At 39.2% G+C, this 19026-nt stretch carries 17 protein-coding genes and 1 tRNA gene; 9 read left to right on the top strand and 9 right to left on the bottom strand.

Translation table 11 applies throughout. The features are described from left to right. Positions 1–186: 186 nt before the first annotated feature. The 3 genes from B4Z47_RS19630 (at position 187) to B4Z47_RS19620 (ending at position 1866) form a co-directional block, all read left to right on the top strand. Positions 187–921, top strand: a complete 735-nt coding sequence (locus B4Z47_RS19630) for a carboxypeptidase-like regulatory domain-containing protein (RefSeq protein ID WP_139144916.1) — start codon at positions 187–189, stop codon at positions 919–921. A gap of 163 nt (positions 922–1084) precedes the next feature. Next, positions 1085–1157: transfer RNA gene (locus tag B4Z47_RS19625), tRNA-Lys, on the top strand. A gap of 244 nt (positions 1158–1401) precedes the next feature. After that, the gene (locus tag B4Z47_RS19620) at positions 1402–1866 is read left to right on the top strand and encodes a response regulator (protein ID WP_046673283.1); all 465 of its coding nucleotides are present in this window, start codon (positions 1402–1404) and stop codon (positions 1864–1866) included. Positions 1867–1965: 99 nt separating this feature from the next. On the opposite strand, the gene B4Z47_RS19615 is transcribed toward B4Z47_RS19620, so the two are convergent. From B4Z47_RS19615 to B4Z47_RS19595, 5 genes are all read right to left on the bottom strand, one after another. Next, complete coding sequence (locus B4Z47_RS19615; RefSeq protein ID WP_070562752.1) at positions 1966–3051, bottom strand: sensor histidine kinase; 1086 nt, start codon at positions 3049–3051, stop codon at positions 1966–1968. An 81-nt stretch (positions 3052–3132) separates the two neighbouring features. Then, on the bottom strand, positions 3133–5283 hold the full coding sequence (locus B4Z47_RS19610; RefSeq protein ID WP_070562755.1) for a sensor histidine kinase: 2151 nt from the start codon (positions 5281–5283) through the stop codon (positions 3133–3135). A 9-nt stretch (positions 5284–5292) separates the two neighbouring features. Then, the gene (locus tag B4Z47_RS19605) at positions 5293–6057 is read right to left on the bottom strand and encodes a methyltransferase domain-containing protein (protein ID WP_070562758.1); all 765 of its coding nucleotides are present in this window, start codon (positions 6055–6057) and stop codon (positions 5293–5295) included. After that, a complete protein-coding gene (locus B4Z47_RS19600) occupies positions 6057–6866 on the bottom strand; it encodes a hypothetical protein (protein WP_070562848.1) in 810 nt (269 codons plus the stop codon). Before B4Z47_RS19600 ends, B4Z47_RS19605 begins: the two co-directional genes overlap by 1 nt. Positions 6867–7103: 237 nt before the next feature. Next, positions 7104–8438 (bottom strand): amidohydrolase family protein, encoded by a 1335-nt coding sequence (locus B4Z47_RS19595; RefSeq protein WP_115046269.1) that lies wholly within the window; start codon positions 8436–8438, stop codon positions 7104–7106. Positions 8439–8606: 168 nt separating this feature from the next. Between B4Z47_RS19595 and B4Z47_RS19590 the strand changes: the two genes are divergently transcribed. The 5 genes from B4Z47_RS19590 to B4Z47_RS19570 all read left to right on the top strand — a co-directional run bounded on the left by B4Z47_RS19590 (position 8607) and on the right by B4Z47_RS19570 (position 12774). Continuing rightward, complete coding sequence (locus tag B4Z47_RS19590; protein ID WP_070562764.1) at positions 8607–9464, top strand: LytTR family DNA-binding domain-containing protein; 858 nt, start codon at positions 8607–8609, stop codon at positions 9462–9464. 103 nt (positions 9465–9567) lie between these two features. Continuing rightward, positions 9568–10350 (top strand): CPBP family intramembrane glutamic endopeptidase, encoded by a 783-nt coding sequence (locus tag B4Z47_RS19585; RefSeq protein WP_070562851.1) that lies wholly within the window; start codon positions 9568–9570, stop codon positions 10348–10350. 191 nt (positions 10351–10541) lie between these two features. Further along, positions 10542–11672, top strand: a complete 1131-nt coding sequence (locus B4Z47_RS19580) for an SH3 domain-containing protein (protein WP_159333481.1) — start codon at positions 10542–10544, stop codon at positions 11670–11672. Between the two features lie 150 nt (positions 11673–11822). Further along, positions 11823–12299: a hypothetical protein gene (locus B4Z47_RS19575; protein WP_070562771.1), complete on the top strand. Its 477-nt coding sequence runs from the start codon at positions 11823–11825 to the stop codon at positions 12297–12299. A 7-nt stretch (positions 12300–12306) separates the two neighbouring features. After that, complete coding sequence (locus tag B4Z47_RS19570) at positions 12307–12774, top strand: hypothetical protein (RefSeq protein ID WP_070562774.1); 468 nt, start codon at positions 12307–12309, stop codon at positions 12772–12774. Between the two features lie 129 nt (positions 12775–12903). On the opposite strand, the gene B4Z47_RS19565 is transcribed toward B4Z47_RS19570, so the two are convergent. The 4 genes from B4Z47_RS19565 to B4Z47_RS19550 all read right to left on the bottom strand — a co-directional run bounded on the left by B4Z47_RS19565 (position 12904) and on the right by B4Z47_RS19550 (position 17764). Next, on the bottom strand, positions 12904–13653 hold the full coding sequence (locus B4Z47_RS19565) for a LytR/AlgR family response regulator transcription factor (RefSeq protein WP_159333480.1): 750 nt from the start codon (positions 13651–13653) through the stop codon (positions 12904–12906). A 122-nt stretch (positions 13654–13775) separates the two neighbouring features. Then, the gene (locus B4Z47_RS19560) at positions 13776–14843 is read right to left on the bottom strand and encodes a sensor histidine kinase (RefSeq protein ID WP_070562780.1); all 1068 of its coding nucleotides are present in this window, start codon (positions 14841–14843) and stop codon (positions 13776–13778) included. Positions 14844–14849: 6 nt separating this feature from the next. Next, positions 14850–15464, bottom strand: coding sequence for a tetratricopeptide repeat protein (locus tag B4Z47_RS19555; RefSeq protein WP_070562784.1), 615 nt, complete (start codon positions 15462–15464; stop codon positions 14850–14852). Positions 15465–15616: 152 nt separating this feature from the next. Beyond that, complete coding sequence (locus tag B4Z47_RS19550; RefSeq protein ID WP_070562787.1) at positions 15617–17764, bottom strand: TonB-dependent receptor; 2148 nt, start codon at positions 17762–17764, stop codon at positions 15617–15619. Positions 17765–18034: 270 nt separating this feature from the next. Between B4Z47_RS19550 and B4Z47_RS19545 the strand changes: the two genes are divergently transcribed. Continuing rightward, positions 18035–19003: a D-2-hydroxyacid dehydrogenase family protein gene (locus B4Z47_RS19545; protein ID WP_115046274.1), complete on the top strand. Its 969-nt coding sequence runs from the start codon at positions 18035–18037 to the stop codon at positions 19001–19003. Positions 19004–19026: the final 23 nt, after the last annotated feature.

The raw sequence follows: 19026 nt of genomic DNA, 5'->3' as shown, positions 1-19026 counted from the left end.
GCTATATCGCTCTTCAGCGTATGATGTACTTCATTCGGGCCACCCTTTCCCTAAAAAGTCAACATATAATTTTAAGGTGTGTTATTAATTACCTGTTTATCAGTGTTTAGTGATTTTTGTGCTGTTTCATTATGCAATAGTCGATTTTCCTGCATCCCTTCTCAAAATATAAAAAAAGGAGACAACATGGAAAAGATTATATTACAAGTGAAGGACTCTTGCTCTGCAGAGTGGGATAAGATGACGCCACAAGAACAAGGGCGTTTTTGTGGTCAATGTGAGAAGATGGTTGTAGATTTTTCACAGATGGATGATCAGGAAATTGTAGATCAAATAAAAAAAGCCGGTAAAGGGCTATGTGGTCGATTTTATGAAGATCAGTTGATGCGTGAATTGGATGTCCCTTTTTCTTTTTCTAAAAACCCTATTTGGCAAGGAAGATGGCCGGGGATCGCTGCGGGCCTCTTGTTGGTTGGATCCTTGAGCTTTCATGCTGCTCAAGCACAAAACAAATTGACTGGAGAAGTTGTCGTTGTCCAAACAAAAACAGAAAATGATCAGATAAAGCAGCAGGGGCAGGTTAGCTCATCAACAAATGATAATTCAACATTAAAAGGAAGCCCCGATAGCACAAAAGTAAGCATAAAAGGTAAAGTAGTTTGTGCTGGAAGCGATGTAAGTATGATGGGAACAGAGGTGTCCTTGGGAAATTACCGTACGCAAGTGGATGAAAATGGAGATTTTCAACTTTGGGTACCGCAATCTCTGTTTCGGGTAGATCAGGAGCTCCGTGCACAGATGTTAGGCTATAAAACGGTTGTGATTTCAATCAAAAAGGGGAGTAAAATACAACTGGATAAACCAATAAAAATGGAAGTTAAGCCAATGATTATGGGAAAGATTGCTGTGGCAAGGAAATAAGACGTTATGGAGCGAAAGAATAATTTGTTTAAATGACATATTTGAGTCTGTTTTTCTTATGGGACAGCTGCCAAAAATCTCGCTTGAATGTCATAAAAGTCAAAAAAATATTCTTTTCCACTTGACTTTTTCTACGGTGAACCTTACATTTGGATTATCGAATGACTTCGTAGCTCAGTTGGTAGAGCAACAGACTCTTAATCTGTGGGTCCTGAGTTCGAGCCTCAGCGGGGTCACTTTCAAAAAAGCCGTTTTACAAATGTAGGATGGCTTTTTTCAATACAAGTTGGATTATTTTCCCTAGGCAGCTATTAACTTTAAATCTTTTTTCTAATGTTCAATGTTATAATCATCGGATAACGAATCCATTATTTTTATCAGCTATCCCGTATTATTTCTGCTAGGAAAACATAAAACTCTTTAATCTGTTATTAATTCAGCGAATTTATTACGTAAATTTGTATTTCAGACGATAAGCTTATGGAAGACAAGAAGATTTCGATATTGTACGTTGACGACGAAGAAAACAATCTGTTTTCTTTTAAAGCGACATTTCGACTAAAGTATAAAGTGTTTACGGCAATTAGTGGTGCCGATGCAATCGATATTGTCAAAAACAACCAGATACATATTATCATTACTGATCAACGTATGCCGGAAATGACCGGTGTAGAGTTTTTGGAAGAGATTATTAAGATCAATGCAGCCCCAATGCGTATCCTTTTGACAGGATATACGGACATGGCAGCTGTCGTTGATGCGGTCAATAAAGGAAAAATCTTTCATTACCTCAATAAGCCTTGGAGTGAAGAGGAGCTCGATCAAACGATTCAACGCGCTTATGATGTCTATGCTGAGCGCCAAAAAATTGTGGAGACTAATTCTCAACTTGAGACTTCAAATGATCAGTTGGAGTTTTTGCTTCGGCAAAAGCTACTTTCCTAAAGGATTATAATTTTAGGAAAGTCAACTTTTATTTAAAATGTCTGTTTGCTTTGTGATGCTCTTCGCTGCCATCGCATCGGATTGCCGAAAGTGAAAGGATTATTTGCTCGGTATGACGACGGTAAAGGTTGTACCCTGATTGGGTTGTGATTGTACTTCGATTTTCCCTTGTAGTTTTAAGAGTGCATTCTGAACATTATAGAGCCCAAATCCCATGCCTTTCGCTTGATCACTGGCTCTAAAGAATAATTTAAAGATATCTTCAACATACTCTGGAGATATGCCTATTCCGTTGTCACTCACCATAATTTTAGCTTTACGTTCTGATACGGATACTGAGAGTTTGACGTACTGGTTTTCCTGCCCTTTACGTTGATATTTAAAAGCATTAGAAAGAAGATTATGCAAAATCAGTTCTACAAGTGCTTTGTCTCCGCTAAAGATTTCTTTTTGATCCACTGAAATTTCAAAAGCCACATCCTTATTTTGCGTATACATGCTGTAAAACTGGCGTATGTTGCCAAAGAGCTCTTCGAAATTTATCGTTGACAACATGAGTTCTCCTCTTCGTAAAAGATAATAGTCGCGCAGACTGTCAATATAAGCATCTAAGCTGACCAAGGAACTATCCATTAGTGATAACAACTCATGGATACGATCTATGCTGTCAAACTCTAATCCAAGTTTCACCGCAGAAAGAACCCCGGTCAATGGATCACGAAGATCATGGCTAACGCTATAAGCGAACTTATCTAATTCATCATAAGCTTTTTGTAGCTCTTGATTCTTAACCTCTAGCATGGAGTTTGCAACATAAAACTTATTAGCTTCTTCTATTGCGGAAACGATTTCTTCATTCATCCAGGGTTTTCGGACAAACCTAAAAATATGGCCCTTATTAACTGCATCAATTACAGTTTCCATATTGGCATAAGCCGTTAAAAGAATACGGATTGGTTTTGGAAAATCTTTTTTAATGCGGTGCAAAAAATCGATGCCCATCTCATCCGGCATACGTTGGTCACAGAAGATAATACGGATATCAGGATGAGCATGAAGGATCGTTTCGGCCTCACTCGTATTGGATGCTGTATGGATAGCGTAATCGTATCTAAAGTTCGCTTTAAAGCTAACCAAATTGTTTACTTCGTCATCGATATATAATATTTCAAGCTCCCTCTGCATAATTTTATTATATGGTTTTATCCCTTACAAAAGATATGAAAAAATAATAGTTAATTGAACTATTTTAAGTTTATAGTGGTATTAATTGTTTTGTTGAATTGGAATGAGGAGTGTAAAGCTTGTGCCCTGTCCCACTTCTGAATCTACGATAATTTTACCATGATGTTTCGCAATGGTATTATAGGCTATGGACATTCCCAAACCAGTACCTTCGCCAACGTCTTTTGTTGTAAAAAATGGTTCGAATATCCGTTCATGAATTTCTTTTGGAATACCTATACCATTGTCTGCGATTTTGATAAAGACGGAGGTATTATCCGCGTGAACTCCGGTCTCAATCCATATTTTACCACCAACATCGTGATTAAACTTCTTATTCACGGCGTAAATAGCATTTGTCACAATATTCAAAAAGACCTGATTGAGTTTGCCGGCATGACATTCGACCTTTGGCATATCACCATAGATCTTATCAACTTCAATCGTGTTATTTAATAAACTATTGAGGATAACCATTGTTGACTCCAACCCCTCGTTTAGATCTGCAAATTTTAATGTATCCTCGTCTACGCGCGAGAAGATCCGCAAACTCTTTACTATTTCGGCGGTCCTATGGGCCCCATCATGCATCCCTTTTAATAGAAAATCTACCTCTGTTTTCAGATAATCAATATCCAGGTCCTCCTTGAATTTTTTGATCTGCAATTGCTTTTCCGTTTCGGATATCCCCTCTTTAAAAGCTATACGTTCTACCTCCTCCAGCGTTTCCCAGATCATCTTGATATCACGCTTTAATGGAGCGACATTGGATGTAACAAAGTTGATTGGATTGTTGATCTCGTGCGCAACCCCCGCAGTCAGTTGACCAAGAGAGGCCATCTTTTCGGCTTCGACAAGTTGAGATTGTGTTTCCTTCAAGTGGGTAAGAGTGGTTTGTAGAGACTCATTAGATTCTGTTAATTCACGTGTCCGCTCATCTACTTTTTGTTCCAATACGATATTTTGCTCGCGTATCAACTTTTCGTTTTCTAATGAGATCGCTAATTCCCTGACTTGTGATGCTTCTTTTTCTTCTTTTAAGATATTGATACTATAAGCTAGACCGAAGGACAATAAGGCCATCTCCACAACAGATGCAATTTGTACGGCGTTACTCGTAAAATCGTTATATTTTAAAATGCCATAATCTTTCAATAAAAAGACGACAGAACCTAATAGTAAAATTGTCCAACCGTAAACAAAATATTTAGCTGGTTTATAGCCATTTATCATTACCCGATAGGATAAGTAAAGGACAAATAAAGAGCCTGCTCCTGTTGTTAGCTGCATAACCATGAACGCTGGTTGTGTAAGGTTGAGCAGTGTAAGAAGGCTACCAACGACAAAAAGGATGATAAAAGCAGTAATCACACGTCTTGACCGAGGAGCGTTTTTCGGTAATTGAAGAAATGAATCTGCAAAAAGCAGGGCGCATAAGCCTGATAAACATCCGAAGATAATAGGACCTTTTGTTGCAAAATATGTCCAATTTGGCCACAGATACTGAAAACTATAACCTTTAATGCCCATTTGTGTTATTCCTGCACAAAGAACATAAAGGACATAATACAGATAGCCCCTTTCACGAACTGAAAAAAACAGGAATAAATTGTATATCGCCATAATCCCGACAATACCAATATAGATCCCGCTTATCAAACTGTCGTCATTCATCTCTTTTAAGAAACTGCGCTCGTTACTTAAATAGATCGGGAGAATAATCTGTTCCGTACTTTTTACACGAAGAAAAAAGATCGTTTTCTCATATCCGGGTAATTGGATGTCGAATGCGTAATTAGGAACCTTATATTTTCTAGCCGAAAAAGATTGATGCTCGCCCAGTTTGATCGATTTATAATGCCCATTTGATGATGGTACAAAAAGTTCGACCTCATCCAAGAGAGGGTAGGCAATTTCGAGCAAGAGTTCAAGTTTCTCTTTTCCCTTATTTGTCACAGGCAATCGGAACCAGATGTCAGTGGGTGATATGCCCAAATTGGGTACCTTGCTTTCTAACGACTGGAAGGAGGAAGCTGAAGTATCCGCAAAGTTAGGCTCTCCTTTCCCCATATAACGCTCGAGACCATATCCGATCAATACACGCTGCGTCGGTTGATCGATAATAACCTCTCCAAAACAAGTTGAACTGCACGTAAAAATAAATAAGAAGATCAAGTTAAGCCAGCATTTCATCACTATATGCTATTTTTTTGCTTCGGCAATAACTAAATTCATAGAAACAAGGAAACAACCCGCTTCATCAGCTTGGTCCAATGTGTTTTGAAATTCCTCCATTTCAGCTGTGCTCAACTTCCCTTTTTCGACCATCTCCAAAAGAATTTTATCTAAGAAAAGATAGCGGTTGGCTTCTTCTTTCGAGCGGGCTACCATACAGAATGTTTGCAATTGAACTTGTTTAAAGCCTTGAGTCAATAGGTCTGAAGTTAATTTATTCCCAGCCCAGCCATTATTGACTTTTTCTTCGGTCAAATAATGGCATATCTTAGCCTCAATACCCACATGCTTGCTGTAAAATGTCAGGCTATTCCAGATCGTCTCGACGATGACTAGGGGTTGACCTTCACGCAAAACACGGTGAACCTCAGCAAACATTTTCGGTGCTTCCGGAAGATGTTGTACAACACGTTCCATTCTGATGCCAGCAATGGAATTATCTGTAAAGCTAAGTTGATTAACTTCACCCTGAACAAAGTCGACGTTCTTTACCTCCACACTGCTTGTTTTGGCATGTTCGATTAAAGCCTTATCATGATCCAATCCAACGACAAGAACGTTATGGCCTAGCATATTAGCTAAATTGATGGCATCCATTCCAGTGCCACAACCTAGATCGACGACAACGCCCTCTTTAATCGTATTAAAAGGAGTATATGAATGTATTTTTAATTGTTTAAGAAAATCACCGGTATCCATTAAATAGCCGGCACCATAATGTTTAGTGTCCATTATAAGATATTTAAATTACGATCATCTGGTTTGTGATCTAATGATGTATGTTTCAGGTTTTTAATAATTTCATTTAAATCCCATTGATTGAGATTCGGAATATCGATTTGATAATGAATTTCAATTTCCTTATTCCGCAAAGTTTCTATGCGGACAATATTGGAATTATTCCGAAGTGATAAAATTGCATCTTTGTTTTCTTGATCGGCTTCGGTCAAGGTGTCAAGATTACGCATAATCATTACCGTAGCCAGCAGATCCAGCTTAGGATAATAGAACGTGCCATTATTTCCAACACTTGTATCAATGCGGTAGCCAACACTTTCTGCTAATTTCACCGTGTAAGGAGCACATAAAGCAAAGAGCGATTTAATGCCAACCTGTGTGCTGATAGCGGCACCAGCCCTCGTCAAAAATATGCTGCCAATACCATATCCAGCGATCTCCCGGGAATTCCAAAGCCCACAACCTTCACCGGTTCCCTGTTGCGCATAATCATAAACAAGGTCTAAGATTTTGGCATCCATCGCTCCCGTGGCCTGTTCAATCGGAAGTGGTTCACTCCCTCCAGATACGTGTATACGTACTCCACCATAGACTTTATCACCATCAAGGGATTCTACGATCAGTACGAATGATGCGGGATTGTACATCCAGTCATTTTTGGAAGAAGTTACTTTCTTTACGCCTATAGCAGTTAACACATGCGCGTGTCCTTCTATGAAACGTTCACAGGTTTGGGGATCGTCGATAGCCCGAAATGCTCTTAGTCTTACTACTGGACGCCCGTCGTTGAATAATAATGCCACCGAATGCTTTGATTTATCGTTTAAACGCAAAACTAATCAATTAAATGCAAAGGTGTTTACTCTTCAAATAAATTATACCGTAATGCAACCGCCTGCACCATGTGATGGTAAAATTGTTTGATTCCTTTTTCACCTTGACGAGCCAAAATAGCCCGTTTTAACTGATGTCATCGAAAATACATTTTATCATCTTAAGATGCGGATTTTCGAGATACAATAAATTTCACCTTGTAAATATTAATGCCTCTGGAGGCTATTTTTATGAATCTGACCGTCTTTCATGATCAACAAAAAGTTTTTTTCTGGATCTGCCAATAGTTTTAAATTCTTAAGCGGATCTCCGTCTACAAGGATCAGATCTGCCAAAGCTCCTTCTTCTACTATTCCCAACTTGCCAGGATAAGGACTTCTTAATCCCGAAAGCTGCAGAAGCTCACAGTTGTCTTGAGTAATCATTTTAATGATCTCGGCATTTGTAAACCACTTTTGAAGTCGCAAAATAAAAGCATTCTGCATTTTATTCAGTTCCGGCTCAAAAAGGAAATCTGTACCCCAAGCTAGCTTTACTCCATATTTTTTAGCCATTGGCCATACTTTTTCCTGACCTTCAATGACGGGTTTACGCTTGATTCTTCGTTGTGGATCCATATCGGGTGTATCTTCCACCAGGTTTTGTAAACTAAGCCAGATATTTTTTTTTGCGATCAGCTGTAAAGTTTCTTCGTCGAGCAATTGTCCATGTTCTATACATTTTACACCAGCTTCGATCGCTCTTCGAATTGCTCTTGGCGTATACGCATGTACGGTGACATAGGTTCCCCAGTCTTCGGCTGCTTCTACTGCTGCTTTCATTTCGTCTAGCGTATATTGGGTAACATCCACAGGATCGTATGCTGAAGAAGTTCCTCCACCCGCCATGAGTTTAATCTGACTTGCTCCGAATCTCAGATTCTCTCGTACTGCAGTCAGAACCTCATCACGACCATCGGCGATGAATGTTGCTCCATATCGCTCCGCACGAGAGACAATGCCAAAAAAACGACGCGATTTTTCCTCCTGTGTCCGAAAATCTCCATGCCCCGCTGTTTGACTAACAACAGCACCAGAAGGCCATATTCTAGGCCCTAGAAGCTTACCCTTGTCGATCTCCGCCTTTAATGGAAATATAGGGCCACCGACATCTCGTACACTTGTAAAACCCCGCATTAACATCTGTTGCGCCGAGAGCCCCACCGTTTTGATCAAGAATTCCTCGGAAAGGTCATTTGTCATCATTTGAGGCATTGTCAAAGCTCCAAATACCAAATGGACATGTACATCAATCAATCCAGGCATTAGGGTTTTGCCTTTAGCGTCTATTTTAACGATATTCTTACTTTGCACGTCAATAGGAGATGTACTAATGGTTTGAATCGTGTTACCGTTTATTAAAACATGTTTTGGCGGAGTTAACATTTGAGTTTTATAATCGAGCAGTTTAACATTTTCTATTAAAACTTGCTTTTCCTGTGCTTGGATGACATGGATAAAAGCCGAGCAAAGAAATAAAGTAAGTAGTTGACCTAAACGCATAATTTGGAGAATTACGTTAATATATAATATGACAAATCAATTTTAATTCGAGCGACTAATGTTGGCTTGAAAAAATATCTTCTAAGTTAAATAATAAATTCAATATATTTCAATTTTTTCGCTATAAATTTTCACTCTGCCGGCCAAAAACGCTAAATTTATCCGATCATGATGTATAAAAAGCCTGTTCTAAATTATTTAAATAGCGTAATTCCCAAAATTGTCTCCATAAGAGAGCTGCTCACCTATGCCTCTTTACTCGGCTTATCCGCTTATGTATTCCTACTGGTTTTTCAGCCATTTGGAACGTATAATTTTGAGCATGCCTATAAATTTAGCTTGTTATCCGGATATGGGGTCATATTATTCGTTGCATATGCCTTAATTTCTGTCCTCTTACGTAAAAAAAGAGGAACAATTGCGATAGAACTATTTCGTATTTTTCTTGTGCTCCTATTATCAGTTTTTTTAAATTTCGTCTATCATGGCTGGTTCATCAATCAGGCCCCATTACAGTGGAATAACCTCCCCTATATTGGATTTTACACACTTTCACTTTACAGCCCAATTGCTACGATTTATTTTTTGCTTCGAGTTGATAAGCGTCATTCGTATTATGAAAAGAATAATTCGTCGATTGAACGTTTATCGATAAAGCCAGCGATCATATTGAGCCAAATGAATGACTGTCATTTGGGGCTGGTCGATATCCCCAATGGTAATCAATCGTTAAAGTTACTGCCAAGCGATTTTATTTTTGCAAAATCAATGGATAATTATTGCATGATCTATTTTAGGAAGGATGGTACGGTAAAGAAGCAGATGGTACGAATTACGTTGAGCCGATTGTCTGAACTCTTGAATACAATGTCTATTCACCGATGTCATCGGTCGTTTCTTGTTAACTTTGAAAAAATAATTGCAAAGGAAGGGAATGCCCAAGGTTTCTTGTTACGTTTTGCAGATACTGAAGATTGTGCTGTTATTTCAAGGTCTGCTATGGAATCAGTTAGACCGTATTTATAGGGCAGAAGATCGCCTCGCTGTTGTCAGTCAGCCCTAAGTCTTGCCATACGCCACATAACTTTGTTTACTCATCATGAGGGGCATAATTTTGCTCAAAAAAAAGATGAGCACAAAAAGTTTAAACCTGCTGGTATTATTCCTGTTCTTCGGAATATACTTTATCCTTGATAATTTGTTTTTTGCTAGGCTTCAACCCACGATGAGCAATTATGTCCACAGTAGATTTTTGGGGCATGTGCTGACGTATTCAATTAGCCTTGGACCACTGCTTTTGGGGGCAACGCTGCTTAAACCTAAAGTGCCGAATGAGTTCTTGGAAAAATTTGGTTTAAAGGGCTCTTTTTTACAGGGGCTATCTTTTGGAATAATAGCCACCTTACCCATGTTCTTGGGCTATGCCCTTGTTTTTACCTTCAACCGCAAAATAGATCCGAACACGCTATTAATAAATAGTGTGTCATCGGGTTTTTTTGAAGAAGTGATTTTTCGGGCCTATTTTTTTGGTTTAGTTTATCGCTATACCCGACTAGGTTTTATTCCATCCATTTTAGCCACCTCATTCCTTTTTGCTATACTGCATCTTTATCAGAGTCAGGATTTGGGAGAATTGGCCCTGATTTTTTGTACGACTTTCTTCGGCTCTATCCTATTTTCGTGGTTGTATGCCGAATGGAGTTTTAATCTTTGGATACCGATAGCACTTCATGTTTTGATGAATTCGGCATGGATGATCTTTGATGTTGCAGACAATGCTGCAGGAAATGGATGGAGCAATTTTTTCCGCTTCTTGACCATCTTTATCGCTATCATTAGTACAATTGTTCATGTACGGAAGTCAGAGGCCGGTTTACAAATTAAAGGGAAAAATTTATGGCTAAAAGATTAAAAATTCCGCGGGGTTTTAACGAGCCTTTGTGGCTATAGATATCCTATTCAAAGGATCTAGTCCAAATTTGGAATGAGCTTTAGATTTTACTTCGCTAAAACTGTGAACCTTTGGATAATCGTATTTGCTCTCGGAGAACCCCTGAAAACCAGTATTTTTTTTTTGGCATGGGAATCGCTACCTTGACCTTTATGAATAGACAACTATTTTCACCCCTATCTTTATTCCTTGGAGCGACATTATTCATGGGAATTTTGAGCTGTGGTCACAATACGAGGGTTAATAATACAGATTTAAAGGATTCTTCTGAACTTAAAACCATTGCCGTGAAGGATACGATGGATGCTGCTAAATTTCCTCCTTTGCCGATTGACTATGACAGGACAAAGGTTTTAAAAAACACCTATGTTGTTGATCGTGCTGGAGTCGAACTTAGACAAGGTGCAGATGGAGCGGCTCCGCTATTAGGAAAATATCCCTATGGCACCAAGCTCGATGTGATCGGTGAAGAAGGAGAATGGGTTGCTGTCATGGACCGTATACAGCGCGATTACAAAGGGAGAAATGGCGAAACAGGTGATATTACACGATGGGAAAAGGTGTATGTAGCGAAGTCCAAGCTGGGGAAACAGGATCAGATTACAATTTCCCCCAGGGATTTAAATTCAATCGTCTCACTTACGATAAATGGTAAAGAAACGTATTATGAAAAGGGGCATTCTTTAGATAAGTATCTCCAGTTAGAGTTGATTGATAAGCAAACGTTCCTAGCCGCTCAGAATACGGCTAAAAATTACTTGATCAAGGATACCCTGTCTTATCCTAAAAACGGAAAAACCCTAGAATTGCCTTTGACCAATGGAAAAAAGTTAATTTTTACAGATAAGGATATCGATAATGAATTGGAAGCCAGTTATTCGTATAAAGGACATTATGATTTTCTAAATGCTTTTGCTGTTGATGGGAATTACTGGGAAAGTGCTGATGTGCGGCTTTTTGATAAACAAGACGGTCATCTTATTGTGGAATGTGGAGATTATCCCTTCTTTTCTGCCGATAAAAATTATCTGATGACTTTACACGCTGATCCCTATGAATCGACGGGTGACTTGCAGCTCTTCCACGTGAAACAAGGAAAGGTGACGCCGATGCTTTTTGTTAGTTTTAAAGAGTGGATGCCAACTTGGAAAGAGGAATTGATGTTTTGGGGCAAAGATGGATGCATATATACTGCTGCCAACCATATTGATGGCTATTGGGGCGATGAAGGATCGTTGAACGAACGATCACAGTTTATCCGAATAAGGATATTACCTTATTAAAGATCTATATAATTAAAGACCGGCATAAACTGTACTTTTATTCATTTGCTGTAGGCGTATATATTTACTATTTTTCTGTTTTAAGTAAAACTATTCTGGCATGCACCTGTTGTATTCCATAAAATAGATTATAGTTTGTAATTTAGCTGGATGAAACTAAGAATGTTATCGTTATTTACTATCCTTTTTCTCTTTACTACGTTGTCTAAAGCACAAGATAAGCCCTGGAAACAACATAATAAATGGATCTGGGGTCCTTCAGTAGGGTATCAGTATCAAAGTGGTAATTTTCTGAAAGTTTCGGGCTGGGGATTATTTGCCCCGAATGATTTTCAATATATGAAAATTGATGCCGGAGCTAATTTCAGCTGGATGGAAGGTAAAACGACGGTTATTCCAGAGCTGGGATTTACTTACTATCTAAATGATTTTGTTCTTTTCCCTTTTGTGAAAGCAGAGTTAACACCTTACACTATAACGCCAAAAGTGGGGGCCAGTCTATTCTCCATTGTGGATCTGGGAATAGGTTATGGATTTGATTACAATACGAAGAAAAATTTTAAGCCGATTGACGGAATTACCGTTTCAGTAGGGGTAAATATTCCGCTCAATTTTCATATTTATTAATTGAAAAATGCGCAGTAAGACGATTTATAAACTCCTGGGGTCACTTGTTGTGTTGTTAGCGCTGGTTAGCAACCTAAAAGCGCAAGATTATTTAATCGGTCCTTCACTGAGTTATCAGTTCCAAAAAGGCAGTATATTAAAAACCGGCGCTTATTTCGCATTTCCTTTTAGTGGAGATCATATACTGCGAGCAGATGCTACAGCTAACTTTACATGGACACAAAAAAAGTTTGCCGTAATCCCTGAGGCCGGAATAACGTATTATCCCCAAACATATGTCTTGACTCCTTTTGTTCGTACAGAACTTACTCCATATACCATTACCCCCAAAGTTGGAGTGAGCTTGGCTACATTGGTGGATCTTGATTTTGGTTATGGATTATCCATCAATGAAAAAAAAGATTATAATCCGATAAAGGGTTTTGCGGTGTCTCTTCGATTTAGTATTCCGCTAAATTATCGGATCAATATGTAGCTCAGATTCTTCAATCAGCTTGTATATTTTCTCTGGGATATTTGCTTACCGCATGATTATGTCGTCGCTACGGTATCAGTATGCCCGCGTTAACTCCTGCTCGGAAGAAGTCTTTTGGTTTTTCCTGAATTAGTTGTCCAGCCAGTCTTTGAAGGCTGAGACTTTCTCCCGGGAGACAATGAGCTCTTCGGATTCATAATGCTTGAGGTATATTTTTAGCCGGGCATTGGAATGTACAGCAATATTTTTGATGGCATCAAATTGAATAATCGTGCTTCGATTGATCCTAAAAAATGCTTTGGGTGACAGTTGCGGTGTTAGTGCGTCCAATGTCTGATCCAAAAGATAGTTTCCATTTTCGTTGGTATAAAGGTAAGTGCCTTTGTTTTCGCTGTAAATGCATTCAACTTGCTGGCTTGTCACAACTTTTAGACTTTGGCCGATTTTGATTGTAAAGCGTTCCTTAAATGTTGGGGCAGGGTTTCTAAACAACGCTTGAAGCGATGCCAGATCAAACTGGGGATTGGGGCGTCTAAATTGGCGGAATTTTTCAATTGCATTTTCCAATTCTTCATCTTCAATTGGCTTCAGCAGGTAATCGATGCTATTTTGTTTAAAAGCACGCAACATATATTCATCGTATGCGGTGGTAAAAATAATGGCCGAACTGGGTTTCACCTGCTCCAGAATGTCAAATGAAATCCCATCCGCGAGCTGAATATCCAAAAAAAGGAGGTCTGGGTCACTGTTTGACATAAACCACTCAATGGATTCTTCCACAGTTTGCAGTACAGCAGATACGGTGTAACCGAGTTCCTCAAGTTTTCTTCGAAGTAATCTCGCCGATGGAAGTTCGTCTTCTATAATTACTATTTTCATTACTTTTTTACGTGGTTATCGATCATCAGACCGTTGTATTGCTTAATTTGTTGAATCGTTGTGCCCATGCTATTGTTTTTGCTGTGCTTAGCTCCCGCATGTTTATTAAGAGCAGGTTACTTTTAAAAGACTATTTCATGGATAATAGGCAGTCCGACAGAAAATAATAGATCACTTTCTTGAATATACACAGGTAGATTGGACAGTATAGCATAACGTTCCTGAATATTTTTCAAACCGATTCCCGAATGATCATGGAGCACTTTCTTTTTTTGAAGATTGTTTTCAACATAGAGGTAATTATTTTTTCTATAAATCTTCAATAAAAGCGGCTTCCTGATCGAAATAATATTGTGTTTGATTGCATTTTCGATCAGTAATTGAAGGGAAAGCGGTAATATAAAACCAGTATGCTGTTCCGCATTGATCTGTAGATCGATCTGTATACCGGTTTCGAAGCGCAGACTCAAGAGGTTTAAATAAGCCTTTGAAAAAGTAAGCTCTTCCTGTAAAGAAACGAGGCTTTTGTCCCTTTGTTCCAATACATAGCGATATATCTTAGAAAGGTCTGTCGTAAACATGCTGGCTTTTTTAGGGCTTTCCTCAATTAATCCATTCAATACATTCAGGCTGTTGAACAAAAAATGTGGGTCGAGTTGATTCTTGAGCGACTCAAATTGTGCTGCTATTTGTTGTTTTTCCTGATGAGATTCTTTGATTTGGTAATCTTTGAATCTTTTATAGAAATAGAAACCAAAAAAAATCATTGAAATGCACCAAGATATCATCGCGGTTTGAAAATAATATGCAACACGTTGTTGATGAATAAATTGGTGGAAACGCTGAGCGAAATTTTTGGGAACACCCGGGTTAAAAAGTCCGGAGAAAAAAGCATTGACAATAAAAACGACCAGTACGGTCAAGAAAAAACTGATACTATAAAAAACAATCATCTTCTTCCCAAAATCTTTACTGTTCGGGTACTTTTTTCCGACCCATTTCGATAGATAGCTGTGACCCAGAAAGAGAAAAAATCCATATAGTAAACCTCGGACCATATTAGGGTGAAAGATGATGGATACCCAAGGGACATCATTATGGTCAAGCTTGGCCACAACCACAAAATAGATGGTCACGACCAGGCTTGCGAGTAGTGCTTGTATAATCGCTTTAAATGGTGCTTTTTTCACAACGTGTTATTTGCATTCCTTTACGAGTTGTTCTGCCCGATCTTTGCCCCATGAAGGTGCAAATGGCGTAGTAATCTTCTCTTCACCGAATAAAGATAGTGCTTTCTTTACATCCTCACATTCTTTGTTGGTATCCTGGTTAAAATATTTTTTTGCGTTTATTTGGAATTCCGCTAGTCCCAATACAGCCCGGGGGTTGTTTGGCGCAAGGGAGATGGCTTTTTTATATAGAGCTATAATCTTAGGCGAAAGCTCTTTGGCTTTTGTCATGGGATCTGTGATCATCAATGCTGTTTGGTTCATCGCTTTCAGTACAAGCCATTCTGAATTGTTGTCCTGGGCGCTATTGTTTAGTATTTCTTCTGCAGACTTTATATATTTTGCCTGTGTCTCTTTATTTTTCTCCCTAAAGGATGCTGTTGTCAGTACCATGGCCTGATAATAGGCAGGAATCCAATTGTCCTTTTCTGCCTGTGCAATACGTTCTAAAAGAGCGGCCGCTTTTTGTGTCTCTCCCGATTGCCATAGACTCATGGCTTGTCCCATACTTTTTTCAAAATTGCCTTGTGCAAACGCGCTGCCGCTTATAAGGCAGATGAGGACGATAATAAATGATTTCATGATCTTTCGTTTTTAGTTTAAATATTTTTCTAAGTTATTGCTGTTGTGTTTGATGTATATGTTATTGATTGTTATTGAAGTTGGCAATCCTTCGCTGCAAACAGAAATAATTTTGGATGGACCGACGTATTTCGATGATGAGTTGATGCTTATTATAGATTGTCCAATTGATTGTCTTTTTCATTTTTACTGATTGTCCAGAAATAGCCTAGAAACACAAAGCGCTTGGCGGTAGGGACAATCGGTCTACGGTCATAGATTCCTTGTGAATTTGGTCGGTCTGCATATTGATAGCCATAGATTGGGCTAGCGCCAAGAACATTACTGACGGAGAAATGGATAATTTTTTGCTGGCTATAAAGGAACGACCAACTCATAGAAAGATTGTTGTAACCTTTTGTATGGCTATTCATAAATACTGTTTGATTGGGATCATTGTAATTTCTGCCGGATACAAACGAATTTGTCACACTGAGCTGTGAACGTAGACTGGGTAGCCAGTATTTTCCAACGATATAGAAACTGTGTTTGTAGACATAAGGGGGAGTAACTGTTGTCGGATAATTCGCGTCATTTCGCTTACTGTCCGTATAAGAATATGAAATCCAGTATTGGAGGTTTTTGATGCTGCTGTTGTTTTTGTAAAATAGGTCAAAGCCTTTGACCTTACCGCTTCCGTTATTGTCATATTGGGTGTCGTAATTTGGCGTCGCACTGTTGTATTTTACCAAATTGTTGTATTCTTTATGATAAGCTTCTAAGCGAAGTAAGTGCCCTCCACGGGCATAGAAATAATTTGCGATATAGTGATTGGCTTCCATCCAGCCAAGCTGAGGGGCATATTTTAATAGAGGTGTTGGTGCCTGCTGATGGAAGTTCCCATAGGCAAGTGAGAGCTGCGTATATTTATCTAATGCGTAGCCCAGCGAAGCTCTTGGTTCTAAAGTGTTCTTCGACTGCAAATTGGAGGAGGTTTCTCGTAAGCCGATTTTCCCGATTAAGTTCGGGAGGATGCCGAAGGTCGTTTCCGTAAATACGGCGGTCATCTTGCTATGATACCCGTAGTGATAACCAATGGTTTGTCGGTGATATTCTTCTTGATAATTGGTGTCGAAATATTCTATTCCGCCAATACTTTTAATCTTATTGTTCCAGACCTTACTTAGCATTCCTTTTAAGTGAAGACTTTTTTCTTCATTAGGTAGGTAAACGTCATCGTAGTGCAGCTTATCGGTCAGGTAGCCTAGGCCAATGCCGGACTGGAAAGTCCATCGGTTTCCCAGATTCTGACTGTAACTAATGTTGGCGTAGGCATTGTTGGATTTCTTTTTCAATGGGACAGGTTGCTCATAATTGATGTCTGCTTGGTAAAGTCCCATATTTTCGAAATTGTATGCCCCATAGATATTTAGAAAGCCTTCTTTAAACTGATGGCGATAGATCATTTCTCCGGAGGCGTTTTCATAGGGTTTTGTCCATTTGATATCTGGCGTAATAATTTTGGAATAAGGTTTTAAGTTGGTATAACTGCTGTTGAAGGTGAGGGAGTTTTTGCCCCATTGTAAGGTATGTCCCAAACCTAGTCCAACGGAAGATAGTGAAAACTCTGTTTTGCGTTGTTCTATGGTATTTTCGGTGTTTAGGGCTAGAATGCTGGATAGCGCATTACCAAATTCTGCCGAATAACCACCTGTAGAGAAATTTACGCCTTTAAAGAGCATGGGTGAAAATCGACCCCTTACAGGAACTTCATTTGGTGTTGCGGTGTAAGGTTGGGCTACTCTGATTCCATTGATGTAGGTCTGTGTTTCGGAGGCATCTCCACCGTGAACCATAAGACGTCCATTTTCTCCCCCAACCTGTGCACCGGGCAATGTTGCTAATGCGCTGATGATGTTTCCCATGCTGCCTGCCGTAGTGACAATATCCAATGGACTCATTACCGTGTTTTTTCCGGAGCTATTGGCTTGTAGCACCCCTGCCTGAATCGTGACTTCCTGTAGGCGATTCTCACTTTCTTGCATTTGAATAATAAGCAATTCTTTCTGAGGAAGCTGGATAGACTTACTATATGTTGGGAGGCCCACAACAGACGCTTTCAGCATTTTAGTACCTTGTTCACTAGTTTCAAACATAAAGTTTCCAAGCGAATCAGTCGTGCCGCCATCATAGGTGCCTTCAATAAAAACATTGGCTAAATATATCGGTTTGCCGTTTTTGCCCAGTACTTTCCCTTTTAAGATAGACTGTGCCGATACGATGGTAATACTTAAAAATAGTAAGGTTAATAACAGCTTCATTTTTCTTTATTTTTATTCAAATATCAGCGGCTGTAAGTGCTTCTGCGAAAAAGAGTGGATGGAATGTCAAAATATCATGACGAATTGCAGGATTCCAACTTTATGCTGTAAATTGATATCGAAAAGCAAAATTTCCTTCCTAAATAAGTTCCGCAATGGAAAGATGGGAACGTACTATATTGCTTTTATATGCGATGAAGTTATAGGGATATAAAAGCCTTTTACTTTCGTTGGATATTGAAAATGAGAGTTTAAAATTAAGTCAAAAAAATGCGAATAACCATTTTAGATGACTATCAAGATGCTGTCCGACAGTTGGACTGTTTCAAAATTCTTGATGGTCACGATGTCCAAATATTGAAACAGTCCTATGCAGATCCGGCTTTACTGGCGGAAAAATTAAGCGATACGGAAGCGCTAGTGCTCATCAGAGAACGGACCCAGATTACAGAAGATCTGTTGTCCCAGCTTCCCAAACTAAAGTTGATCAGCCAAACGGGCAAAATTTCAAATCATTTGGATTTGGCTGTTTGTAGCCGCTTTCATGTGGCTGTTGCAGAAAGCATGGGTTCTCCTGTTGCTCCAGCTGAATTGACCTGGCTTTTGATCATGAATGCACTCCGAGGTTTACCTAAGGCTCTTTCAGATATGGACAAAGGCCTATGGCAAACGAACATAGGAGAATGTGTCTCCGGAAAAACAATAGGGATATGGAGTTATGGAAAAATAGGGAAGCGAATAGCGCAATATGCAAAGGCTTTTGGTGCCCAAGTAATTGTTTGGGGAAGCGAAAATTCCCGAGAAGAAGCTGTAAAAGACGGTTTTTTAGCTGCAACAAGTAAATCCGATTTTTTTCATTTTTCAGATGTTGTTACTTTACACCTTCAGTTAGTGCCTGCGACGCGAGGTATCGTAAAGCTCGAAGATCTCCGGTCTATGAAGCCGACTGCACTTTTTGTCAATACTTCCCGTGCTGAGTTGGTTGAAGAGGGTGCAATATTGACCGCGCTCGAAACAGGTGTTCCGGGAATGGCTGCGGTAGATGTCTATGAGTCCGAGCCAGTCTTTGATCCTAACTATCCTTTATTGCAGCTACCAAATGTGCTCTGTACGCCACATATTGGCTATGTGGAGAAGAATGGTTATGAACGATTATTTAGACTTGCTTTTGAGAATATTGTAGCCTTTTCCGAGGGTAATCCACAGCATATCGCTAACCCCGAAGTCTTGACCCGCTAATTAAATGAATCGGCTATATATAG

Origin of the sequence: Sphingobacterium sp. UBA2610, from assembly GCF_002339225.1 — a bacterium.
GTDB classification, from domain to species: domain Bacteria; phylum Bacteroidota; class Bacteroidia; order Sphingobacteriales; family Sphingobacteriaceae; genus Sphingobacterium; species Sphingobacterium multivorum.
The sequence above is the reverse complement of the archived record's forward strand: the minus strand, read 5'-3'. Positions and strand labels throughout refer to the sequence as shown.